The organism is Paenibacillus sp. MMO-58 (assembly GCF_037146255.1).
Taxonomy (GTDB): Bacteria; Bacillota; Bacilli; order Paenibacillales; family Paenibacillaceae; genus Pristimantibacillus.
Genome location: NZ_JBBCVY010000001.1, coordinates 655,219 through 677,736 on the forward strand (window position 1 = coordinate 655,219; position 22,518 = coordinate 677,736).

Here is a 22,518-nt window from a genome sequence, read left to right on the forward strand (position 1 = left end):
GTTGGCAGGGGAGGGATGAAATCAATGAGACAAGAGGAGAACAAGCGCCAAGTCGGAGGGAGCTGGCGTCCGTTTCTGAAGCTGATGCTGGACACCAAACCTTCGAAATGGCTGCTCGGAATCGCGATAGGATTAAGCGTTATTTCTACCGTTGTTGGGCTTGCGGTGCCTTTATTAACGAAAAATGTAGTGGACAGCTTTTCCATTACCGATATAAGTACTATGCAGATTATTGGGCTATGCTTGGCCTTTCTTGGGCAGGCGGCGGCATCGGGAGTTTCCATCTACTTGCTTAACCGGGTTGGGCAAAACGTTGTCGCAAGCCTGCGCGACCGGTTATGGAAGAAGCTGCTTGTCTTGACCGTGCCCTATTTCGATAAGCACCGGACAGGGGATACGGTAAGCCGGGTAATCAATGATACGGGGATCGTCAAAGGATTGATTACGGAGCATTTGACCGGATTTTTTAACGGATTGATTTCGATTATAGGCGCGGTAACGATCCTTTTGTTCCTGGATTGGAAAATGACGCTGTTGATGTTGACCGCCGTGCCGGTTGCGATGCTGATCTTTATTCCGGTAGGCCGGAAGATGACGAAGATTTCAAGAGAGCTTCAAGACGAGACGGCAGCCTTTACGACGGTGCTTGATCAGGCGTTGTCGGAAATCCGATTAGTTAAAGCATCAAATGCAGAAGACTATGAATATAACAACGGCAAGCGCTCCATCGTGAAGCTGCTTGGTCTCGGCATTCGGGAAGGCAAGCTGCAGGCGGTTATTTTCCCGATTGTAGGTCTGGTCATGATGGGGATGCTTGTTCTGATTATTGCTTACGGCGGAATGCGCGTATCGTCAGGGGAGCTGTCGGCCGGTGATTTGGTCGCTTTTATTCTATATCTGATTCAGATCGTGTTCCCGATCAACCAGATTTCGCAATTTTTCACGCAAATGCAGAAGGCAATCGGAGCGACGGAACGGATTATCGCTACCTTGTATTCGGAAGAAGAGCCTTTACGCCAAGGTCGTCCGTTGCTTGACGCAAGGCAGCCGATTGTGGCGGAGGATGTCACGTTTGCATACGGCGAGCAGGATGATGTTCTCCGGCATATCGATTTTACGCTTCAGCCGGGTACGGTGACGGCGATTGTTGGTCCAAGCGGAGGCGGGAAAACAACCCTGTTCTCGCTTCTTGAACGTTTTTATCAACCGCAGCAAGGAACCGTCCGTATCGGGCGGGAAAATATCTTTGATCTTTCGTTGCATGATTGGCGCAGCAAGATCGGCTATGTGTCGCAGGAAAGCCCGATTATTGCCGGGACGGTCCGGGATAATCTGACTTACGGCACGGGCAGAACGGTAACCGATGAGGAAATAAAGCTGGCTGCGAAAATGGCCTATGCGGATGTCTTTATTGATGAGCTTCCGGGCCGGTACGAGACGGAGGTTGGCGAACGAGGCATCAAGCTGTCCGGCGGGCAGCGTCAGCGGATTGCTATTGCTAGGGCCATCCTTCGGGATCCTCAAATTCTGATGCTGGATGAGGCGACTTCAAGCCTGGACAGCAAATCGGAGATTGTCGTGCAGCAAGCTCTCGACAATCTGATGGTTGGGCGTACAACGCTGGTCATCGCGCATCGTTTATCCACCGTTGTGGATGCCGATCAGATTTTGTTTGTCGAGAAAGGAACGATTACGGGAAGAGGCACGCATGAGCAGCTGCTGCAATCCCATGAGCTGTATCGCGAGTTTGCCAACCAGCAATTGCGATTAGAGAAAATCTCGTAAAGAAAGGGAGGATGACCATGGCTTGCATACTGGTCGTTGACGACGATTTGCATATTCGGGAATTAATCAGCCATTACTTGAAGGTTGAAGGATTTGAGGTGCTGGAAGCCTGTGACGGGCTGGATGCTTTGAAAATATTGGACTCGGCCAAAGCGGATCTCGTCATTATGGACGTGATGATGCCTAACATGGACGGTTGGGAGTTATGCGCCGAGATCCGCGATCATTATGATCTGCCGCGGCTTATGCTGACGGCGAAAGGGGAGACGGCCCAGAAGCTGAAGGGCTTTGAGCTGGGCGCCGATGATTATCTGGTTAAGCCGTTTGAGCCCCTGGAGTTAATCGCGCGGGTGAAGGCGCTGCTTAAGCGTTACCGGATTGCGTCTTCGCAAACCGTTCAAGCGGGGGATCTTACTCTTGACCGGAAAACCTATGCCGTTCAGGCCAATGGGCAGAGCATGACGCTTCCGCTTAAGGAATTCGAGCTTTTGTTCAAGCTAGCCAGCTATCCGGGGCAATCCTTCTCGCGCGGGCAGCTCATTGAAGAAATATGGGGATATGATTTCGAAGGGAACGAACGGACGCTGGATGTCCATATCAATCGACTGCGCGAAAGATTCCCGGAAGCGCAACATACGTTCCGAATTGCGACGATTCGCGGGCTAGGCTATCGTCTGGAGGTGCAGGGTTGAAGGATAAGCTTAAGCTTGTGCTTAAAGTACTCGTAAGAATAGGCCAATTCAGCCTCATGCTTTCATTTGTTACAGCATGCTGGACTGCCGTTTATTTTTTTAGCCACTGGTTATATAACCAGATCAATTGGACTCCTCATCATTATGTCGCTCAACTGTTGAATCTGCTGGGCGGTTTCTTTTTGATGGGGCTTGTGATCCAGTTAATTGGCTTTTTCTTTTTTCACAAAAGGCAGAAGGAGTTTACGAATTCGATGAGAGACGCGCTTAGACGGATTGCGCAAGGCGATTTCAAGGTGCGTCTCAACTTCGGCAGGATGGACCCAAGGTACATGGAGATTCTTGACGAGATTAACTTGATGGCAGACGGACTCGAGAAGCTGGAGGAGCTTCGGCAGGAGTTTATTTCCGACGTTTCGCATGAAATCCAGACACCGCTTACCTCCATCAGCGGATTTGCGCGTGCGCTGCAGAATCAGTCGATTGATTCTGACACCAGGATGAAATATTTGCGTATTATCGAAGGTGAAAGCTCCAGGCTGTCCAAGCTCAGCGAGAATTTGCTCCGGCTTGCCTCGCTTGATTCGGAGAAGCATCCCTTCGAGCCTAAGCGTTACCGGCTGGACCGACAGCTCGGAACGCTTATTCTTTCTTGTGAGCCCCAGTGGACGGGGAAATCCATTGAACTTAATGCGGATCTGGACGATGTTTACGTGGAAGCCGATGAAGATCTGCTCAGTCAGGTCTGGATTAATCTGATCAGCAATAGCATCAAGTTTACGCCGGAAGGCGGTCAGATCGACGTTACTTTAAGGCGAAAAGGGAGCTTTGTGGAATTCCGGATCAAGGATACCGGGATTGGCATTGCCGCCGATCAGCACGAGCTTATTTTTGATCGCTTTTTCAAATCAGACAAGGCAAGAAGCCGCAAGGTTGGGGGAAGCGGGCTTGGGCTGTCGCTGGTGAAAAAAATCGTCGAGATGCATCAGGGCACCGTTGTCGTGGAAAGCGAGCTTGGCGATGGCTCCGTCTTTATCGTAACGCTGCCTGCAACGAGGAGCCATTTGTAAGAACTTTGTAAGAAATGCTTTCGAGTTCGTTTAGAATTCACGGTTATGATAAACGATAGATTCAAAACTTCCGCAGTCAGGGTGAGTACGATTGTCCATACGAGTAAAGCTGTACATGTCGTATTTGGCCATGGTTTTTCTGCCGATGGTCTTGATCTTGGGTTTTGTCGTGTTTGTGCTTTATGCCGGAGGCATGCAGGATTTGAGGGAATATTTCCGCGTGGAGAAGGAGGAGAAGACGAACCAGTCCCTTATTTACGGTGAATTGAAATACGTTCTCGAGAATGATACCGACAAGCTGTCGTCCCCTGCGTATACGGAAAAGCTTCAGCGGAGGCTGGCTGATCAATGGGCAGGTCTAATTATGACGAAGGACGGAATCGTAACGGAGGTCCCGGTATTTTTGAAGGAACTGTCACCGCATGAGGATTGGCAAGGTTTGTTTGACAAGTCACCGGAAACGGTATCTTTCAAAGCTTTCAAGTTTCAAATCAACGATATCGCCTTTCGGTATCCGGACGGACACAACGGACAGATGCTGCTGCTTCGCCGTTACGATGTTGTGCCGCCGCTTTGGAGGCCCATTGGAACTTTGATCTTTATCGCGTTTATAGGTTTGTCCAGTCTTATACTGACCTATTATGTTTCCCGAAGCATCATTCGGCCGATTCATGCGCTGAAGACGGCTGCCCTGCAGATCAAAGACGGCGATTTATCGCAAAAGGTTGTTGTCAAGAGCAAAGGAGAGGTTGGCCAGCTCGCCGCCGCCTTCGAAGCGATGAGGATTCAGCTCAAGCAGTCCATCGATCAAAGCTTGCAGTACGAGGAAAACCGGAAGCAGCTGCTGTCCCATATCTCGCATGATTTGAAGACGCCTATCTCCGCGATTAAAGGCTATGTGGAAGGCATTATGGACGGCATCGCCAACACGGACGAGAAGCGTCAGCGCTATATGGAGACCATCTATCACAAGGCTAACGACATGGATCAATTGATTGACGAATTATTTTTATTTTCCAAGCTGGATCTGCACAAGGTAGCCTTTGATTTCAAAACGATCGATTCGGTCAAATATTTGGGGCATTACCTGGAGGAGCAGAGGTTTGATCTGGAAAAGTCGGGCGTGCAGCTCAGGTTTGAGGCTCCTCCCGGCGAGCAGCTGCTTATCGCGGCCGATCCGGACAAGCTTGGACGGGTATTGACGAATATTTTGAACAACAGCGAAAAATATATGGGCCAGCTCCCGGAATCCGCGGACAAGAGGGTTACGGTCTCGGTTCGGGAGAAAGGAAGCGATGTGCTCGTTGCCGTCGAGGACACTGGACCCGGGATTGATAAGGAAGATCTTCCGTATATCTTTGACCGGTTCTACCGGGCGGAGCAATCCCGGAACTCCGAGACGGGTGGAAGCGGGTTAGGTCTTGCTATCGTCAAACAAATTATTGAAGGGCATGGCGGTACGGTCTGGGCGGAAAATGCGGAAGGCGGAGGGGCAAGATTCTGCTTCCTTCTCCCTAGAGCCGAGCCGGTTAGAACGGTGGTGATAGAGCATGAAGAGCATACTAATCATTGAAGATGAGAAGGCCATTGCCGAGCTGGAGCGGGATTACCTGGAGAGCCACGGTTTTGCCGTCGAGATTGAAGGGCGCGGGGACGTCGGGCTGCAGAAGGCTTTGAGCGGTTCCTATGATCTGATCATTCTGGATGTCATGCTGCCGAAGCTGGACGGATTCGAAATTTGCCGCCAAATCAGGCAGACGAAGAATATACCGGTGCTGATGGTTACGGCGAAGAAGGAAGATATCGATAAGATCAGAGGACTTGGTCTAGGCGCGGATGATTACATGACGAAGCCGTTTAGTCCAAGCGAGCTGGTGGCAAGGGTTAAGGCGCATTTAGCCAGATACGAGCGACTGACTGCCGACCGGGGCGAGAGCCACGAACAGATCGGGATCCGGGGGCTTTTGATCGATAAAACATCCAGAAGGGTTACGATTCATGACCGGGAGGCCATGCTGACTTCCAAGGAATACGATCTCCTGCTGCTCCTAGCTTCCCATCCTAACCGGGTTTTTGAAAAGGAGGAGCTGTTTGAGCGGATATGGGGTCTGGACTCAAACGGCGACGCAGCTACGGTAACGGTTCATATTCGGAGGCTGCGTGAAAAAATCGAACATGATCCGTCGAACCCGCAATATATCGAGACGATATGGGGTGTCGGATACAGGTTCAAAGTGTAAGAGCAAGAGCAGATAATAGAGAAGGAGTGGGAAGATTTGAAAAGCATTATCAAGTTTTCGCTGAATAACAAGTTTGCTTTATGGATCATGACGGTTATCGTCCTGTTCGCGGGCCTGTACTCCGGCCTGAACATGAAGATGGAGACGCTGCCGGATATTACGGTGCCAATCGTTAGCGTAACCACCGTACTGCCTGGCGCTGCGCCGGAAGAAGTGATGGAGAAAGTTACGAAGCCCATCGAGCAGCAGACACGGAATATGGAAGGAGTAGACAGCGTCAGCTCGACGTCCTTCGAGAATGCATCTTCGGTCATCATTCAATATAAATTCGGTACCGATATGGATAAGGCGGAAAGCGATGTAAAAAGCCTTCTTGCCGACCTGAAATTGCCTGAAGGAGCGCAAGATCCGGATGTATCCCGGATCAGCCTGAATGCCTTCCCGGTTATTTCGCTTAGCTTCGCAAACGACAAGCAAGATCTGGCGCAGCTGACCGATCTGGTCAACTCCAGTGTTTTGCCTGAACTGCAAGGGATTTCTGGCGTAGCGGATGTTCAAATTTCCGGCCAGAACGTGATGCAAGGGCAGCTGGCATTCGATCAAGCTAAGCTTGCGCAGCTCGGCCTGACGGAAGATGCCGTGAAAGGCATCATTCAAGCCTCTGCAATGAAAGCTCCGCTTGGGATCTTCGAGTTCGGCGATACCGAGAAAGCGGTAGTTGTTGACGGCAACGTATCTACGGAAGAAGATTTGAACAATCTGATTCTGATGCCGAACGTTAAGCTTAGCGATGTAGCGAAGCTGACGGTAGAAGGCAAAGCGGAATCGGTATCCCGTACGAACGGCAAGGATTCCATCGGCATTAACATTGTAAAAGCGGCGGACGCCAACACGGTTGACGTTGTTAACAACGTGAAGGATGCCATTAAGGTTATGGAAGAGAAGAACGATGGCCTGACTATCGTTACAACGCTTGACCAAGGCAAACCGATTGAGAAATCGGTTGAAACGATGATCACGAAAGCGGTTATCGGTGCTTTGTTCGCGGTGCTCATCATCATGATCTTCCTGCGCGACATCCGTTCCACGATTATTGCTGTCGTTTCGATTCCATTGTCGATTCTGATTGCGCTGCTCATCTTGAGCCGAATGGATATTACGCTTAATATTATGACGCTTGGTGCCATGACGATCGCGATCGGGCGGGTTATCGACGACTCGATTGTCGTTATCGAGAACGTGTACCGCCGTATGGCGCTCAAAGGCGAAAGGTTGAAAGGCAAAGAATTGATTCTGGATGCGACCCGCGAAATGTTCGTTCCAATCATGTCCTCGACAATTGTAACGATTGCCGTGTTCCTTCCGCTGTCGTTCGTATCCGGCATGGTTGGCGAGATCTTCACGCCGTTTGCCTTGACTGTCGTATTCGCATTGCTCGCATCCCTGCTTGTAGCGATTACGGTTGTACCAATGCTGGCTCATATGATGTTCAAGAACGGCATCAAGGAAGGCAAGGCTGTAGACCACGACAAGCATGGCCGCCTGGCAACCTGGTACAAAGGTGTTCTGGCATGGTCCCTTAACCATAAAGTCATTACTTCCGTTATTGCGATTGTTCTGCTTGTGGGCAGTCTCTCGCTCACTCCTCTGATCGGCATGAGCTTCCTGCCGGGCGATGAGCAGAAGTCGATGATCGTAACGTACAACCCGGCTCCGGGCGAAACGAAGGAGCAGGTTGAGCAAATGGCGCTGGATGCAGAGAAAGAGCTGATGAAGCGCGAAGGCATTAATGTGGTGCAATACGCGGTTGGCGGCCAGAATCCGATGAATCCCGGCGCATCGAAGCAAGCTTTGTTTAACCTGACTTACAAAGAAGATACGAAGAACTTCTCCGAAGAAAAGGATCAGATCGTTCCGCTTCTTCAGAAGCTAGGCGGCAAAGGCGAATGGAAAGAGCAGAACTTCGGCGCAGGCGGCGGCGTAGGCGGATCGACCATCTCTATGGTCGTATACGGTCCGGATATGGATTCGCTTGATCCGGTTGTAGCCGATCTGATGAACAAGCTGAAAGAAAATAAAGATCTTGAGAAAGTGGACTCGAGCCTCTCCGAGCGTTATGAACAATACCGCATCGTAGCGGATCAAGCGAAGCTGAGCCAATACGGACTGACTGCCGGCCAAGTAGCAATGGCGCTTAGCCCGGTTAGAGATACCCCGGTATTGACTACAATCAAGAAAGACAATGAAGACGTAAATGTATACGTGAAGGTAGATGCCAAGACGTATAAGAATAAATCCGATCTGGAAAATGTAATGCTCAAATCGCCTGTAACCGGCGCGGAGGTTGCACTGAAGGATGTAGTCAACATTGAAGAAGGCAAGTCGCCGAATACGATCACCCGTCTTGACGACCGTATAAATGCGGAAGTAACGGCTGACGTGGTATCCTCCAATGTTAGCGCCGTGTCCTCGGATCTTCAGAAAACGATTGACGGCATGAAATTGCCTGCAGGCGTTGAGATCAAAATGGGCGGCGTAACGGAAGACATGCAAAAATCGTTTACACAGCTTGGCCTTGCCATGCTTGCCGCTATCGCTGTTGTTTATCTGGTCCTTGTTATCACATTCGGCGGCGGTCTTACACCGTTTGCTATCCTGTTCTCTCTTCCATTCACCGTTATCGGTGCATTGGTTGGCTTGTGGATCGCAGGGGAGACAATCAGCGTTACCGCTCTGATCGGTATGCTGATGCTTATCGGTATCGTGGTAACGAATGCGATCGTACTCGTAGACCGCGTTATTCAGAAGCAAAAAGAAGGCTTGTCCGTTCGCGAAGCGCTGCTTGAAGCAGCGGGCACTCGTCTGCGTCCAATCCTGATGACCGCTATCGCTACGGTTGGCGCGCTTCTGCCGCTGGCGTTTGGTTTCGAATCGGGCGGTCTGATCTCGAAAGGGATGGCGATCACCGTTATCGGCGGTCTGATCAGTTCGACGCTTCTGACTCTGATCTTCGTACCGATGGTATATGAATTGTTCAACCGCAAGAAAAAAGCAAAAGCAGTTGTGGAATAATTAGTAAAATTAAAACGGCTTCTTCGATCAGCAATTGGTCGAAGAAGCCTTTTTTTGTGCCGGTCAGCGGAGGTTATTTCGAGTCGTGCGTGACTTTTGCGCGTTTGTTTCAACCTATAACAAGTTGATCAAGAAACAAACCGCAAGGAACGCGCGACCGAAATAACCGGAGCGTCGGAGCGTTAATACTTAACGCCCTCAGAATAATTGTTTCCGGCGTTCCATAACAGGTATTCGTCAACTCCGGCGTCATGGAGGGCTTTGATCTGGGCTTCCACCTCGGCGCTTCCATACTTGATATAATGGCCTTTGCCCAGCCAGCTGGCAGTGAAATCCTGGATCCAAGGACGGATGATCGGCTTTTTGTCTCCGATCGGATCGAGTTTTTTATGCGTATCCTTCATTGCTCCGGCAATTGTGGCATACGGACTCTTGTCCGGGTCCTGCTGATCGAACCACCCTGCGCCGTAATGACTTGGATAGATCATAGGAGAGATAACGTGAACATCGCTTGAAATCTTTACAAAGTCTTGGCCTATGCCTTCAGCGGCAGGCACGGAGGCGGCATAGCCGAATATATCGACGGAAACCCGAACGCCAAGCGGCTCGAGCTGCTCCCGGGCGTATTTAACGAAGCCGGCTACAGCGTCAACCCGGCTTTGTTCAGTTTTCGTGAAAGTAAGCGAATCCGCTTTCTTCTCGAATCCTTCCGGGAAACGCACGTAGTCGAATTGGATTTCTTTGAAGCCTAATTTTACCGCTTCCTTGGCAACTGCGACATTATAGTCCCAAACCTCGCGCAGATAAGGATTTACGAAGCTGTCTCCTTTGCCGTTAGCCCATAAGGAGCCGTCTGCGTGACGGTAGGAGTACTCGGGATGCTTTTTCGCCAGAACCGTATCCTTGAACACGACAATCCGGGCAATCGGATAGACCTTGTGGGCCTCCAGCTTCGACATCAGGGTCTGAATGTTTGGGATGTATTTCTGCGTGGTCCCAAGCTTCAGCAGCTCGGGCGTTTGTGTCGGATAGGTTATGTATCCGTTATCATCCTTAATGTCGATAACCATGCTGTTAAGCTCTGTATCGTCCATAAGCTTCAGCAGAGAGTTCAGACGCGATCCACCGGCGCTGTAAGCCGTTACGTAGACGCCTTTGACTATTGGTGCCTCCGGCTGGGGATCAGCCTTTAAGCCGTCTCTGAACGCTTCTGGCGTTATGGTGGTCATTGCCGGTACGGCTTGGATAATCGTTTTTCCTGCGGCTGCGTTAAAAAGAGAGGCAGCAAGCTGTTTCGAGGCGGCATTTTCTTCTCCGGTTCCCGTAACAAGATGATACAAAAGCATCAGCGTCGAAAAGATAATGTCCATAATTATGCCCTCTCCCCGTTAGCGTTTTCATCCAAATTATAAAGCAGAAGAAGGAATCGTGGCATTATTTTTTTCGGTCCGGCCTCTTTCTAAGCAGGCAATTGTTTCAAGTCCCGCTGCAAACAAAAAAGCCTGCCGGCACGAAGCCGACAGGCTAATCTTTCTAGATCTTATACCCCATTTTGTCATTGCAGTAAAGCTTGTATTTGATGCTCGCAAATGCTGTGCTGTACAATTTCCCTTGCATCTTCCGGTTCCAGAACGGCTAATCCATCCCGCAGCACGATGTTAATCGCAAGCTCGCGCTTCGTGAGGAAAGAACTTAGCTCGGGCGCCAGCTTTTCCACAATCTGTGACAATGTGACTGTTTCCATATCCACCTGAGCATCACCCTTTCATCATAGGTTCAGGGCAAATCATATGGCAAGAAAACAAAATTAACGGGATAACCACATTATAACAGGATGAAATGCAAAAACATAGGGATATGTATATGATTCCATGTTTGTCTATTATACCTGGGCTAATCCTTCGACCGCCGGAAGTCGCCTATAACCCCGACGGTTTCCACGATATTAACGAAGGCGCGGTTATCGATCGAGGCAATCGTTTTTCGCAGCTCGGCAAGCTCGTATCGCGTACGGACGGTCATCAGCATATCCTGTTCGGCTGACGTGTAGGCGCCTCTGGTCTTGATGATCGTAATGCCGCGAGGATGGCTTAGCAGCTTCTTAAGCATCTCCTCCGTCTTGGTGGTTATAATAAAGGCTGTTACTTTAATATGCCGGACATGGATGATGTCGACCACTTTACCCGCTATATAGATGGACAGCAGGGAGTAGAGCGCCAGATTCCAATCCTGCGTATAGAGGACGAGTGCCGCTATGACAAGGCCGTTCAGGGTGAAAATAATGGATCCGACCGGCAAGTCCCTTTTGCGTGTTATAATGGATGCGATGATGTCGAAGCCGCCGGAAGATCCGCCGTATCTTAAGGTCATGCCTGTTCCAACGCCAAGGATAATACCGCCAAAGACGGAGGCCAAGACTAAATCTTTGGCTATGGCCGTAACCGGAATGAGCTGGAGAAATAAAGTGGAAGCCAGAACGGTGTACATGCTCCAGATGATAAACCGCCGTCCCACGATAAACCAGCCCCAGACGAGTACGGGAACATTTAGGATCAGATACAGCCAGCCGATATTTCCGCCGGTAATGTAGCCGATCATCATCGCAACGCCGGACAAGCCGCCGCTCAACAATTGGTGGGGAATGAGGAACAAATTGAACGCGCCTGCAATAAGCAAAGCGCCTATGGTCATAACTACTGCGGTAACACCGGGTTTAAAAATCCATTTGTTCATTTTTGGTAATCTCCATAATTGAATTCGCTGAAAATCAGCGGTTGTTAATCTATGGTAGTATGGCTTTTTGCCCATTGCTGGTATTCGTAAGTTGTTATGTGCTATAATGGTTTGGATATTTTTTAGTAGGCTGCAGATAAAAGGAGTATGAGAAAAGTTTGAAAACATTTGCTGAATTTGGCCTGGAACCAAAAGTGTTGCAGGCAATTACGGAGCTTGGATTTGAGGAATCTACCCCGATCCAAGACAAATCGATCCCAATTGCAATGGCGGGGAGCGATATGATTGGTCAAGCACAGACGGGTACAGGCAAAACGGCTGCATTCGGAATTCCACTTATTAACAAAATTCCGACTAGTGAAGAACGCATCGTTGCATTGATTATGACGCCAACCCGCGAGCTTGCTATCCAAGTAGCAGACGAGATCGGGAAGCTGACTAAATACAAAGGTCTTCGTTCACTGCCGATCTACGGCGGACAAGAAATCGGTCGCCAGATTCGCGCGCTGAAAAAGAAGCCGCAAATTATTATCGGTACACCGGGCCGTTTGCTCGACCATATTAACCGCAAGACCATTAAGCTTGAAGATGTACAGACCGTTGTTCTTGACGAAGCGGACGAAATGCTGGACATGGGCTTCATGGAGGATATCCAATCCATTCTGAAGCAAGTGCCGGAAGAGCGCCAAACTTTGCTGTTCTCGGCAACAATGCCTCCGAATATTCAGAAGCTGGCACAGCAATTCCTGAAAAATCCGGAGCATGTAGCGGTTATTTCAAAACAAGTTACAGCACCGACGATTCAACAAAATTATTTCGAAGTTCACGAGCGTCAGAAATTCGAAGCGCTAGCCCGCTTGCTCGACATGGAATCGCCTGAACTCGCCATTATTTTCGGTCGTACGAAACGTCGTGTTGATGAGCTCAGCGAAGGTTTGCAAAAACGCGGATATTCGGCTGATGGCTTGCATGGTGACCTGTCTCAGAACCAGCGTGATAACGTTATGCGCAAATTCCGCGACGGCAGCATCGATGTTCTCGTGGCAACCGACGTTGCGGCGCGTGGTCTCGACGTATCGGGCGTAACGCACGTTATCAACTTCGACCTTCCGCAAGACCCTGAGAGCTACGTTCACCGGATCGGCCGTACCGGTCGTGCCGGTAAAGAAGGCTCCGCTTATTCGTTCGTAACGCCTCGCGAAGTGGACCATCTTCACTTCATCGAGAAGGTTACGCGTCAACGCATCAGCAAGAAGCCTCTGCCTAGCTTGGCTGAAGCGATCGAAGGCAAGCAACGCCTGACGGCTGAGCGCGTGCTCGAAGTTGTTCAGAATGAAGACTTCACCGAGTACAAGGGCAGTGCGATCCAATTGCTCGAGCAATATGATTCCGTGCATTTGATGGCAGCGGCTCTGAAGCTGCTTACAGGCGAGAAGAAAGACGTTAGCGTTGAGCTGACGCCGGAAGAACCGCTTCGCGCTAAAAAACGCAAGCCGGATATCCGTTCGAATGGACGCCGTTTCTCCGGCGGTTCGTTTGGCGGCGGCAACCGTGGCGGTCAAGGCAACGGTGGCGGCGGATACCGTGGCCGTGACGACAGACGCGGCAATGGCGGCGGCGGATCCCGCGGCAGCTATGAAAACCGCAATCGCGACAACAACGGCGGTGGACGCGGACGCAGCGGCGAAGGCCGCAGCAGCAGCAGCAGCGAACCGCGCCGTCCGAAATATTCGTCTGAAGACTTCGTAAACAACTAAGGTATGTAGATCAGGGGAAGTCCGTGATGCCTAACGGGCATTCGGGCTTTCCCTTTTTTTCATAATTATTCATTCTATTAGGGTAGGGGCGAATCAAATGGAACCAAAAGGCCTTGTTGGCGGTTTGTATCGGATTTCCGAATGGATAATGCGTCTGGCGGTCATTAACATCTTATGGCTGGTATGTTCGATTCCGTTTGTATTTATCGCTTGGAGCGGACTTCTTGCAGCCCCGGCGAATACATCTGATTCTGCGATTACTAGTCAGGTGTATGCTACATTAATTATGATGGCGGTTATTGCGCCATTCACCTTGTTCCCGGCTACGGCAGCCATGTTTACGATTGCGCGCAAATGGGTGATGGGTGAAGTCGATGTACCTATGTTCAAAACGTTCTTCCGCGGTTACAAAGAGAACTATTTGCAGAGTATGATTGGCGGCATTTTCTACTCGCTTATACTTGGCATCATGATTATTGATTTTATTGTTTACCAGGATAAATTCAATTTGTTCTCCTATTTGTACCTGGCAATCTGCCTGCTTCTCGTTGTTTCCTTATTCAACTTCTTCTCGATGCTTGTGCACTATCATATGAAAACGTTTCAATTGCTGAAAAACGCGATTCTGATTACGATCGGACGTCCGATCCGTTCGTTCTCGACGGCGATTATGGCCGCGGCGGTTATGTACTTCAGTACGCAGTATACGTTCCTTATTCCGTTTTTCATGGGCAGTGTAATCGCTTATCTTTCGTTCTGGAATTTCCACTTGATCTACCGCAAGCTTCAAGATCAGATGGAGAACGAGAAGAAGAGGGCAGCGGAAGAACAGGAGAACGAGCTTGCGGAGCTTACGGATTCGGAGAGAGACCGGAACCAGTAATTGCAAGCAATGCGAAGTTTACTTTTGCCGGATTTACGTCTATAATAGCAATACATCCTGCGATGTTCGTTTCGGCTTTTCGTTGTTTTGAACCAATGGCTGTTTCTAGGGAGACCAACATTGAAACGCGGCTGACAAGCCCTCTAAAGGGGATCTCAAAAACGTTTCTGCGGACACCCACCTGCGAGAGCGGGTTTAAGAAGCATGTAAGTCGGACGGCATTCGCGGGTTTTTTATTGCCATTATAGTGACCGGCAGTTCCTTGGTTATCCTCGCGGGATGATCAAGGAACTGCTTTTGTATGTTGAAACAGGTTTATGGACTTTTTTCATGCATATAAACATGCTACAATTATTTTGATGTACATAGATGCTAGAGGGGGAGATCATCGTTGTTGAAGCGCACTCTAATCGGACTGCTTCGCAGTCACGAAGCGACGGGCGATAAAGCTAAAGACCCACTGCTCAAATCACATATTTACAAGCTTTCGAAGGAAAAGGCATGGGAGGAAGTTGTGTCCACCCTGAAGAAGATGCAGGGTTACAAGCTGCTCCACGAAGTGAAGTCGGTTGGAGAGATTGTCCTGGAGAAACGTACGATGACGGGACGTACAATGGATATAACGGTAACCGTTATTAGCGTGAATCCTGTTACCTCGGCAGTTGATATTTATTCCGCTTCAAAAGGCTCGCTAGGCGATCTTGGTTCCAATTACCGGGTTATTCTTGATATTTACCGGACGCTGGACAAGAAGCTCGCTGCTTTCAAGGCATAAGAAGGAATCACATAATAAATAAAAAAGCGAGGAAGGCAAGCCTTCACTCGCTTTATTTACGCGTAAATTATACGAGAGCTTTAACAGCGTTGATCGCTTGCTCGTAGTTTGGATGTTCTGTCATTTCGGACAGATATTCGACGTATTGTACTTTATCGTTTGCGTCGATTACGAAGATGGAGCGCATATCAAGACCGAATTCTTTTATGTATACGCCGTAAGCTTGACCGAAGTCATGCGATTTGAAATCCGACAGCATCACGACTTTATCTACGCCTGCCGCACCGCACCAGCGGGATTGCGCGAATGGAGTATCAACGCTTACTGTCAGCACGATTACGTTATCGCCCAGCGAAGCGGCTTCTTCGTTGAAACGGCGGGTTTGCGCATCGCATACGCCTGTATCGATCGAAGGAACAACGCTGATCAATTTTACTTTACCTGCGAAATCTTTTAAGGATACGGAGTCGACAAGCGATTTGTTGATAGTGAAATCGGGAGCTTGATCTCCCACTTTTACTTCCGGTCCGATTAATGTAATAGGATTGCCTTTAAATGCGGCAACGCCAGTGCGTTCTTGTGACATAATGGATATGTCCTCCTTCTCACGTTTAAGGTTTGTAACAGGTTATATTATAAGCTTTATGAATCGGCGTTGTCCAATGGTTGGAAGGAGTGATACGTAATGATTTTTTTAAGATACGAAAGCTTTCGGGGTTATTTGCGCGCCTTTCCGGTTACTTCCGTGATCATTGCGCTTAATCTCATTTATTTTATTGTAATCGCCGTGACGGGGGATATTAACGACAATTATCATTTAGTACGGTCAGGCGGGTTTGTCAGCTATATGCCGGACAATCCGTACGGCCTCAAGGAACCATGGCGGATTCTAACCTCGATGTTTATGCATTCAAGCTTTCAGCATATTTTCTTTAATATGTTTTCGATCCTTGTATTTGCTCCGCCTCTGGAGCGGTTATTGAAGCCGGTGAAATATGCCGTGTTTTATCTGTTATGCGGAATTATCGCGAATTTGTTAACCGGCATGGTACATGGTCTGTTTGGAGATGACCGGACTATTTATTTGTCCACCGGGGCTTCAGGAGCGATCTACGGGGTGTTTGGAGCATTTCTCTATATCGCTATCTTCCGCAAGGCATGGCTGGACCAAGGCTCGAGAAAAACGGTTTACACGATTCTTGGCTTTGGTCTGGTCTTCTCGGTTATTGTGCCTAGCGTGAGCTTGCTTGGGCATGTTGGAGGCGGGATTGCAGGATTTTTGCTTTACGGCTTATTGGACCGCGCGATGACGAAGAGACGGCGCGTGTATTAGAATCAGGATGTACGGGAGAGATTGGAGACATTATGGAACTACGACAGCTTTATTATTTTGTGAAGGTTGCCAAAAAAGAACATGTGACGCAAGCGGCTGAAGAGCTGCATGTTGCGCAATCCGCGGTCAGCCGTCAAATCCATCAGCTCGAGGAAGAGCTGGGTGTGAAGCTGTTTTTGCAGAAAGGGCGCAATCTGCAGCTCACGCCGGTGGGCCAGCTGTTTCTTAAACGCGCGGAAGTGATCCTTGACGATCTGGAGAGGGCAGTCGTGGAAATTCACGAGTTTATGGATCCGGAGAAAGGGGAAATCCGGCTAGGCTTTCCGCATAGTCTTGGGGTGTCGGTTGTTCCCCAAGTTGTCGCAGCCTTCCGCAAACTTCATCCTAATGTCAAATTTCGATTCCGTCAGGGAATGTATCCATCCTTGATTCGGGATATGGTAAAAGGCGAGATTGACCTCGCATTTATCTCGCCTTTTCCGGATGAGCATGAGCAGGTTTGCGGCGAAGTTCTGCTTACCGAAGAACTGTTTGCTATCCTGCCTCCGAATCATCGGCTAGCCGGAGAGCAGGAGATCGACCTTATTCAACTGAAGGAAGATACGTTTGTTATGTTCAGTGAAGGGTACTCGCTGCGACCAATTGTATGGGAAGCCTGCCAGGAGGCCGGATTTACCCCGAAAATCGGCTTTGAAGGGGAAGAGACCGAGACCATCCGAGGTTTGGTTGCAGCCGGTATGGGGGTAAGTCTGCTGCCGGAGATGGCCTTGTATCACGCGGGCGTGCTGCAATCGGCCAAGGTTCGGGTAAGAACCCCTAATGTAACGCGGAATATCGGCATCATTCATCGCTCTAACGAGAAGATGCCGCTAGTGGCCAAAGTATTCCATGGCTTCCTGTTGAGATATTTTAATGAGCTTGAAGGTAAGCAGGGAAACAAAGAGAAATAAACGATAGAAAAAGGGCTGTCCCATCGTCATAGCGACGATTGAGGCAGCCCTTTTATTTGTATTATCGGTTAGTCATCATTGTTTGATGATGTGAAGATCATAATGTACTTAACCAGCTCCAGCAAAGAGATCAGTGCTGCTGCCACGTAAGTGAGTGCAGCTGCGTTAAGTACTTTGGCTACGCCACGTTCTTCTTCGTTTGTAATAAAGCCTTCCGCGACCATTAAATCGCGTGCCCGGTTACTTGCGTTGAACTCGACCGGCAACGTGATCACCTGGAAGGCAACGGCAACGGAGAAGAAGATGATGCCTAGTCCAACAAGGTTCATTGCATGGAACAGGAAACCGGCGATGAGCAGGAACGGTGCAATACCGGATGCGATGTTAACGACCGGGAATATCCGGTGGCGAAGCACCAGCATTGGGTAATGTACTTTGTGCTGGATTGCATGGCCAACCTCGTGGCACGCAACCGCAACGGCGGAAATCGAGCTTTCATAGTAGACCGGCTCGGATAATCTGACAACGCGGTGGATCGGATCGTAGTGGTCCGACAAGGTGCCTCGTACGGGTTCAATAGGTATGTCATGCAAGCCGTTAGCATCCAGCATGCGTCTTGCAGCCTGGTAACCGGTCAATCCGTACGTGGTTTGTACGCCGGCCCAGCGGTTGAACGTTCCTTTTACCCGGAACTGCGCCCAAATGGATAAACCGAAGGCAATTAGGATAAGGAAGTCCATAGGGTGAAAAAACATGTGATCATACCTCCATCAGAGTGGTCAAGGATTACATCGATGGGACATATCCTTACATAAATGGTCCCTTGTTAATGAGAAGCATTAACGCCTCGATGCAAGCCGCGGTTTGCGGCATCAAGCGGGTGTACAGACGGTTTGCTTGTCTCGGCTTAAGCTGTTTGATCACCGGCTCCAGCTCTTTTACTTCGCGTTCCAGCTGGGATAGGTGATGCTGAAGGTCTGTAAGCTTCCGAGACACTTGCTCCTCTGGCGTAACCTTGCTCCAGCCGTCCAAAGCTTCCTTGATTTCGTCTAGCGTATATTTTTCGTTCTTCATTTGTTCGATACGTTCGAGACGGACTAAAGTTTCATGATGGTACAAGCGATAATTTTTGGCGGAACGTTCCGACGGTTCTAATAGGCCCATTGAGGTGTAATAATCAATTGTCCGAGGGCTGACACCCGCTAATTTCGCGAGCTCGCCTATGCGATAAAGCTTCGTATCCCCAATCCCTCCACCTTCTTTCTATAATACTGTCCTCTAATCATAATCGGAAACTAACCGTACAGTCAAACGTGTTACATGAATGTACAAATTTCGCCTCTTTAATGAAGGTTCGTAGATTCTGATTCTAAAGTCGTAGATTCAAAATGCGAAGAATGGATAGACTCTAGAACCAATTTCCCAGCTCATTTGTAAAAAAACTTAACATTCCGTTCGTTTTGAGACACGAACGTTAGATTTTTTTTCTAATTTAGAAGAATATATATTGTCAAAATAGGTGTTCCTGACTATAATGACATTAAGTCTTTCCTAACATGTTAGTAAACATCACATTAAGGGAGTGGTCGTATTGATTAAGAAAATGGTGTTAACTTTAGCTGCATTATGCTTGGTGTTCCCGGCAATGGCGTTTGCCGATGACCCAACGGCAGGAACACTAAACATGGGAATTAACTCCCTGTGGGTAATGGTTGCTTTCGTGCTTGTACTGCTCATGCAAGGCGGTTTTATTCTCTTGGAAACAGGCTCCACCCGAATGAAAAACGCAGGCCACGTAGCCGGCAAAACGATTTTCACGGCAGGCCTTGCGGCATTGATTTACTGGGCCGTTGGTTATGGCTTCGCATTTGGCGCTGACAGCTCGCTTAACGGCTTTATCGGTTATGGCGATTTTCTGTTTGATCCTTCTATTATTAGCGTAGGAGACGGACTTCCTACTACATTGTTCTTCCTGTTCCAATTGGCTTTCGCTATTGTATCGCTGTCCATCGCTTGGGGTGGCTTCGCGGAACGCGCTAAATTGTCTTCCTACTTTATCTTTACTATTATCTTTATCGGTATTATCTATCCTATCGTGGCTCACTGGATCTGGGGCGGCGGCTGGCTTGCAAAAGACGGCGCGCAAGATTTCGCGGGTTCGACGGTTGTCCACTTGTCCGGCGCTCTTGCGGCACTCGCGGCAACTATTCTGCTGAAACCACGTATCGGCAAATATAACAAAGACGGTTCCGCTAACGAAATTTCCGGTCACAACCAAGTATTTACGGCTTTGTCCGTATTGCTGCTGTGGGTTGGCTGGTTCGGCTTTAACGCTGGTTCTACTCTTGCAATCGGCGACGGCTTCTTTGGTTATGTAGGCTTTACTACCATGCTTGGTGCAGGCGCCGGCGCAGTTGCGGCTATGCTGATCTCGTGGGCTGTTAACGGTAAGGGCGATATTACAACGATGCTGAACGGTACTCTTGCCGGTCTCGTAGCGATTACAGCTTCTTGCGCATTCGTAGAGCCATGGGCTGCCGTAGTTATCGGTCTGGTTGCAGGCGTGCTTGTATTCTACAGCGCGAAGTTCTTCGAGAAAATCAAAGTGGACGATCCGATCTACGCGATGTCCGTACACGGCGCAGCAGGTATCTGGGGTACGTTGGCTAACGGTATCTTCGCAACAGACGAATTGGCGGCAAAAGTTGGCGTGGGCCAAGGCGGTCTGATCGACACAGGCAGCTGGCACCAATTGGGCGTTCAAGCGTTGTCGGTACTAGTGTGCGGCGCGTTTGTCCTGGGTGCATCGTTCCTGGTTCTTTTCCTCATTAAAATTACAATCGGATTCCGCGTTACGGAAGAGCAAGAAATTATCGGTCTTGACCTGAGTGAGCATGGCGCTTATGGTTATCCTGAGCAATTCAAAAAAGGTCAAGAAATCCAAGGTTAAGGCGAGGTTTGTTGGACTGACCTGAGGGGAGAGGCGGCGGATGGGGGATCCGGTACGTGTGCAGCTTCTGAAGCAAATCGGCAAGGCCGATAACGTGAATGTACTGCGCAGTTTGCGGGATCAAGTACACGAGCATATGAAAGGTATTCTCCAGAAGAGTCCGGTCGAACAATTCAACGAACAATTAAATGAGCTGCATGATACACTCATATGCCGCTCAATCATACTAGCGGAAGCGGAAATGGCACGGCTCGGGAGCGGTTCTCCCCCCGTGCCTTACGCATATCTATTGTTCGGCAGCGGTGGACGTCAGGAGCAGACGCTGTCGAGTGATCAGGACAGCGGTATTGTGTTTGAGGATCCTGCGGGCGATTCGGAGGATACCAGGGCTTATTTTCAGCAATTAACCTCAATCATCGTCTCGACGTTGCATCAGTCCGGTTATCCGTTATGCGAAGGGAATGTGCTAAGCAATAATCCGGAGTGGTGCATGTCGTTAACCGAATGGAAGGTCAAGCTGAATGGCTGGTTTGAAGAACCGGCCTGGGAAGCCGTTCGGTACTTGTTGATATTGGCAGACGGACGATCGGTCTTTGGCGATCATCGTCTTGCCTTCGAGCTTAGAGATCATTATTTCAATAATGTAATAGAGCATCCGAATATTACGAGGCGAATGCTTGATAATACGATGCGCCATAAGGTGCTGCTCGGATTATTCGGCCATTTGCTCAAGGAACAATACGGTACGGATGCGGGTAGTCTAGATATCAAATACGGGGCCTATATTCCCCTTGTAAACGCAATTCGGTTATTAGCTATTCAAGCGGGTATACGGGATACGTCAACGCTGTCGCGGATCCGCATGCTTGCCCTTCACGATCTATTGCCATCGGAGGAGGCTGCGGCTTATGAGCAGGCATTCCTTCTCTTTCTCCGGCTTCGGTTAATGACAACGGAGCAGAATGAGGGAGGACTATACGCCAATAACGGAAAACTCTCCGGTCGGAGCTTGTCTAGAGAAATGACCGAAGAGCTGAAGAGCGCGCTGAGAACCGGCAAGAAGCTTCAGCGTAAGGTGTTAAAACGGACAACGGGAAGGCTCATGTAAGGCGGTGATGAAAGGAAATGAAGGAACCAAAAGGCGTCGGGCGGATGTGGAACCTGTATAAAATGGGAGGCTTCACGCCTGCCTTTGCTTCAATGCTGGGCTCGCAAAATGCGCAGCAGATGGCGTTTATCCGTTCCATCAACAAAGAGCAGCGCAAACAGTCCATGCTGGATACGCCTCTGAAGGAGCTTGACATTGTTGTCTTTGATTTGGAGACAACCGGGTTCTATCCTTCTAATGGCGATGAAATTATATCGTTTGGCGCAGTCCATATGAAGGGACTTGAGCTAGACGAATCCAAGCAGTTCTATAGTCTGGTAAATCCGAAACGCCGAATTCCAAGGCAAATCATAGAGTTAACCGGTATTTCTAACGAGATGGTGCAGGATGCGCCCGATCTGATGCAGGTTCTTCATGACTTCATGGAGTTTATCGGCAGAAGGTTGCTGATCGCGCATGCGGCCGGACATGATAAGCAGTTTTTGAATGCGGCTTTGTGGCGGACATCCAAGGTCAGCTTGAATCACCGGGTATTGGACACGATGCTGGTAGCCAAGTGGCTGGAGCCGAAACGGGCATCCTATGCGCTTGACGATCTTCTGGAGGACGGTGGCATTCCGATTACCGAGCGTCACCATGCCCTGCAGGATTCCATGATGACGGCAAAGCTGTGGCAGCAGTTTCTCGTCAGGATTTTGGACCGGAACATTACGACTTTAGGGGACTTATACGCCTATTTAAGTAAGCATTAGTACAAGCGGACGAAAGGTTTGTCCATCCATCCGGAAAGGCTGGACAACTGCCGCGGGACTGCCCTGCATAGAGATAATCCAATAGGAGATCGAATCATCGGAGACCGGCAAGCCAAGCCAATCGCGCGTGGAAGGGACGGCCGATGAAGTTGGATGGGAGTGGAAAAAACCGACGAGCGACTGTCGGTTTTTTTGTATGCCGTAATACGCGGATATCCATTCCTCCGGGTGAAAACGGAATGAGCGTAGGGGCTCCTCGTGTACATTCGATATATCGTAAATATGGGTAACAACCGCAGGGCTGTCTGGCGTTGCGGCTTCTCCTGCGAGAACCCCGCATGCCTCCTGCGGCAGCGATTTTTGACAATAACCAAGCAGTTGATCGTATGCTAGACGTGTTATGGCAATGGAAAGCATG

General features: G+C 49.4%; 21 protein-coding genes and 1 other RNA gene. 15 read left to right on the plus strand and 7 right to left on the minus strand.

Translation table 11 applies throughout. The features are described 5' to 3' along the window. The first annotated feature begins 24 nt into the window (after positions 1-24). The 6 genes from WFJ73_RS02880 (at position 25) to WFJ73_RS02905 (ending at position 8,859) form a co-directional block, all read left to right on the plus strand. The gene (locus tag WFJ73_RS02880) at positions 25-1,785 is read left to right on the plus strand and encodes an ABC transporter ATP-binding protein (RefSeq protein WP_336771623.1); all 1,761 of its coding nucleotides are present in this window, start codon (positions 25-27) and stop codon (positions 1,783-1,785) included. A gap of 17 nt (positions 1,786-1,802) precedes the next feature. Continuing rightward, complete coding sequence (locus WFJ73_RS02885; protein ID WP_336771624.1) at positions 1,803-2,477, plus strand: response regulator transcription factor; 675 nt, start codon at positions 1,803-1,805, stop codon at positions 2,475-2,477. Further along, entirely contained in the window at positions 2,474-3,547 is a 1,074-nt protein-coding gene (locus tag WFJ73_RS02890) for a sensor histidine kinase (RefSeq protein ID WP_336771625.1), read from the plus strand. The genes WFJ73_RS02885 and WFJ73_RS02890 overlap by 4 nt, the downstream gene beginning before the upstream one ends. 91 nt (positions 3,548-3,638) lie before the next feature. Continuing rightward, positions 3,639-5,120: a sensor histidine kinase gene (locus WFJ73_RS02895; protein WP_336771626.1), complete on the plus strand. Its 1,482-nt coding sequence runs from the start codon at positions 3,639-3,641 to the stop codon at positions 5,118-5,120. Beyond that, complete coding sequence (locus WFJ73_RS02900) at positions 5,098-5,787, plus strand: response regulator transcription factor (protein ID WP_336771627.1); 690 nt, start codon at positions 5,098-5,100, stop codon at positions 5,785-5,787. Before WFJ73_RS02895 ends, WFJ73_RS02900 begins: the two co-directional genes overlap by 23 nt. 36 nt (positions 5,788-5,823) lie before the next feature. After that, the gene (locus tag WFJ73_RS02905) at positions 5,824-8,859 is read left to right on the plus strand and encodes an efflux RND transporter permease subunit (RefSeq protein WP_336771628.1); all 3,036 of its coding nucleotides are present in this window, start codon (positions 5,824-5,826) and stop codon (positions 8,857-8,859) included. A gap of 182 nt (positions 8,860-9,041) precedes the next feature. Here the strand turns inward: WFJ73_RS02905 and WFJ73_RS02910 are convergent, their stop codons facing one another. The 3 genes from WFJ73_RS02910 to WFJ73_RS02920 all read right to left on the minus strand — a co-directional run bounded on the left by WFJ73_RS02910 (position 9,042) and on the right by WFJ73_RS02920 (position 11,592). Continuing rightward, the gene (locus WFJ73_RS02910; protein WP_336771629.1) at positions 9,042-10,229 is read right to left on the minus strand and encodes a putative glycoside hydrolase; all 1,188 of its coding nucleotides are present in this window, start codon (positions 10,227-10,229) and stop codon (positions 9,042-9,044) included. A 185-nt stretch (positions 10,230-10,414) separates the two neighbouring features. Further along, positions 10,415-10,603 carry a hypothetical protein gene (locus WFJ73_RS02915; RefSeq protein WP_015843733.1) on the minus strand — a complete coding sequence of 63 codons (189 nt, stop codon included), beginning with the start codon at positions 10,601-10,603 and terminating at the stop codon, positions 10,415-10,417. A 149-nt stretch (positions 10,604-10,752) separates the two neighbouring features. Further along, the gene (locus WFJ73_RS02920; RefSeq protein ID WP_336771630.1) at positions 10,753-11,592 is read right to left on the minus strand and encodes a YitT family protein; all 840 of its coding nucleotides are present in this window, start codon (positions 11,590-11,592) and stop codon (positions 10,753-10,755) included. Between the two features lie 158 nt (positions 11,593-11,750). Between WFJ73_RS02920 and WFJ73_RS02925 the strand changes: the two genes are divergently transcribed. The 4 genes from WFJ73_RS02925 (at position 11,751) to WFJ73_RS02940 (ending at position 15,007) form a co-directional block, all read left to right on the plus strand. Next, a complete protein-coding gene (locus tag WFJ73_RS02925; protein ID WP_336771631.1) occupies positions 11,751-13,349 on the plus strand; it encodes a DEAD/DEAH box helicase in 1,599 nt (532 codons plus the stop codon). A 97-nt stretch (positions 13,350-13,446) separates the two neighbouring features. Then, the gene (locus tag WFJ73_RS02930) at positions 13,447-14,232 is read left to right on the plus strand and encodes a YesL family protein (protein ID WP_336771632.1); all 786 of its coding nucleotides are present in this window, start codon (positions 13,447-13,449) and stop codon (positions 14,230-14,232) included. 51 nt (positions 14,233-14,283) lie between these two features. Further along, a non-coding RNA gene (gene ssrS / locus WFJ73_RS02935) (6S RNA) lies at positions 14,284-14,467 on the plus strand. Between the two features lie 156 nt (positions 14,468-14,623). Beyond that, positions 14,624-15,007: a DUF1499 domain-containing protein gene (locus WFJ73_RS02940; RefSeq protein ID WP_127496562.1), complete on the plus strand. Its 384-nt coding sequence runs from the start codon at positions 14,624-14,626 to the stop codon at positions 15,005-15,007. Positions 15,008-15,074: 67 nt separating this feature from the next. Here the strand turns inward: WFJ73_RS02940 and tpx are convergent, their stop codons facing one another. Beyond that, positions 15,075-15,593, minus strand: a complete 519-nt coding sequence (tpx, locus tag WFJ73_RS02945; RefSeq protein ID WP_336771633.1) for a thiol peroxidase — start codon at positions 15,591-15,593, stop codon at positions 15,075-15,077. Between the two features lie 99 nt (positions 15,594-15,692). Between tpx and WFJ73_RS02950 the strand changes: the two genes are divergently transcribed. Both WFJ73_RS02950 and WFJ73_RS02955 read left to right on the plus strand, forming a co-directional pair. Then, on the plus strand, positions 15,693-16,340 hold the full coding sequence (locus WFJ73_RS02950) for a rhomboid family intramembrane serine protease (protein WP_336771634.1): 648 nt from the start codon (positions 15,693-15,695) through the stop codon (positions 16,338-16,340). 32 nt (positions 16,341-16,372) lie between these two features. After that, the gene (locus WFJ73_RS02955) at positions 16,373-17,290 is read left to right on the plus strand and encodes a LysR family transcriptional regulator (protein ID WP_336771635.1); all 918 of its coding nucleotides are present in this window, start codon (positions 16,373-16,375) and stop codon (positions 17,288-17,290) included. A 68-nt stretch (positions 17,291-17,358) separates the two neighbouring features. On the opposite strand, the gene WFJ73_RS02960 is transcribed toward WFJ73_RS02955, so the two are convergent. After that, positions 17,359-18,045 carry a zinc metallopeptidase gene (locus WFJ73_RS02960; RefSeq protein ID WP_336771636.1) on the minus strand — a complete coding sequence of 229 codons (687 nt, stop codon included), beginning with the start codon at positions 18,043-18,045 and terminating at the stop codon, positions 17,359-17,361. 52 nt (positions 18,046-18,097) lie between these two features. Then, positions 18,098-18,538 carry a MerR family transcriptional regulator gene (locus tag WFJ73_RS02965; RefSeq protein WP_336772120.1) on the minus strand — a complete coding sequence of 147 codons (441 nt, stop codon included), beginning with the start codon at positions 18,536-18,538 and terminating at the stop codon, positions 18,098-18,100. Positions 18,539-18,881: 343 nt separating this feature from the next. On the opposite strand from WFJ73_RS02965, the gene WFJ73_RS02970 reads away from it, so the two are divergent. The 3 genes from WFJ73_RS02970 to WFJ73_RS02980 are packed head-to-tail and all read left to right on the plus strand — an operon-like array spanning position 18,882 to position 22,100. Next, positions 18,882-20,240 carry an ammonium transporter gene (locus tag WFJ73_RS02970; RefSeq protein ID WP_336771637.1) on the plus strand — a complete coding sequence of 453 codons (1,359 nt, stop codon included), beginning with the start codon at positions 18,882-18,884 and terminating at the stop codon, positions 20,238-20,240. 40 nt (positions 20,241-20,280) lie between these two features. Then, on the plus strand, positions 20,281-21,348 hold the full coding sequence (locus tag WFJ73_RS02975) for a DUF294 nucleotidyltransferase-like domain-containing protein (protein WP_336771638.1): 1,068 nt from the start codon (positions 20,281-20,283) through the stop codon (positions 21,346-21,348). Positions 21,349-21,365: 17 nt separating this feature from the next. Continuing rightward, positions 21,366-22,100 (plus strand): 3'-5' exonuclease, encoded by a 735-nt coding sequence (locus tag WFJ73_RS02980; protein ID WP_336771639.1) that lies wholly within the window; start codon positions 21,366-21,368, stop codon positions 22,098-22,100. On the opposite strand, the gene WFJ73_RS02985 is transcribed toward WFJ73_RS02980, so the two are convergent. After that, on the minus strand, positions 22,086-22,517 hold the full coding sequence (locus WFJ73_RS02985; protein ID WP_336771640.1) for a M67 family metallopeptidase: 432 nt from the start codon (positions 22,515-22,517) through the stop codon (positions 22,086-22,088). The genes WFJ73_RS02980 and WFJ73_RS02985 overlap by 15 nt on opposite strands. Position 22,518: the final 1 nt, after the last annotated feature.

What these genes read in the sequence shown, in the direction of transcription:
- WFJ73_RS02950 (WP_336771634.1), top strand. Translation starts at nt 15,693, where the DNA reads ATGATTTTTTTAAGATACGAAAGCTTTCGGGGTTATTTGCGCGCCTTT.
- WFJ73_RS02980 (WP_336771639.1), top strand. Translation starts at nt 21,366, where the DNA reads ATGAAGGAACCAAAAGGCGTCGGGCGGATGTGGAACCTGTATAAAATG.
- WFJ73_RS02955 (WP_336771635.1), top strand. Translation starts at nt 16,373, where the DNA reads ATGGAACTACGACAGCTTTATTATTTTGTGAAGGTTGCCAAAAAAGAA.
- WFJ73_RS02900 (WP_336771627.1), top strand. Translation starts at nt 5,098, where the DNA reads ATGAAGAGCATACTAATCATTGAAGATGAGAAGGCCATTGCCGAGCTG.
- WFJ73_RS02885 (WP_336771624.1), top strand. Translation starts at nt 1,803, where the DNA reads ATGGCTTGCATACTGGTCGTTGACGACGATTTGCATATTCGGGAATTA.
- WFJ73_RS02985 (WP_336771640.1), bottom strand. Translation starts at nt 22,517, where the DNA reads ATGCTTTCCATTGCCATAACACGTCTAGCATACGATCAACTGCTTGGT.
- WFJ73_RS02975 (WP_336771638.1), top strand. Translation starts at nt 20,281, where the DNA reads ATGGGGGATCCGGTACGTGTGCAGCTTCTGAAGCAAATCGGCAAGGCC.
- WFJ73_RS02920 (WP_336771630.1), bottom strand. Translation starts at nt 11,592, where the DNA reads ATGAACAAATGGATTTTTAAACCCGGTGTTACCGCAGTAGTTATGACC.
- WFJ73_RS02910 (WP_336771629.1), bottom strand. Translation starts at nt 10,229, where the DNA reads ATGGACATTATCTTTTCGACGCTGATGCTTTTGTATCATCTTGTTACG.
- WFJ73_RS02915 (WP_015843733.1), bottom strand. Translation starts at nt 10,603, where the DNA reads ATGGAAACAGTCACATTGTCACAGATTGTGGAAAAGCTGGCGCCCGAG.
- WFJ73_RS02960 (WP_336771636.1), bottom strand. Translation starts at nt 18,045, where the DNA reads ATGTTTTTTCACCCTATGGACTTCCTTATCCTAATTGCCTTCGGTTTA.
- tpx (WP_336771633.1), bottom strand. Translation starts at nt 15,593, where the DNA reads ATGTCACAAGAACGCACTGGCGTTGCCGCATTTAAAGGCAATCCTATT.
- WFJ73_RS02880 (WP_336771623.1), top strand. Translation starts at nt 25, where the DNA reads ATGAGACAAGAGGAGAACAAGCGCCAAGTCGGAGGGAGCTGGCGTCCG.
- WFJ73_RS02930 (WP_336771632.1), top strand. Translation starts at nt 13,447, where the DNA reads ATGGAACCAAAAGGCCTTGTTGGCGGTTTGTATCGGATTTCCGAATGG.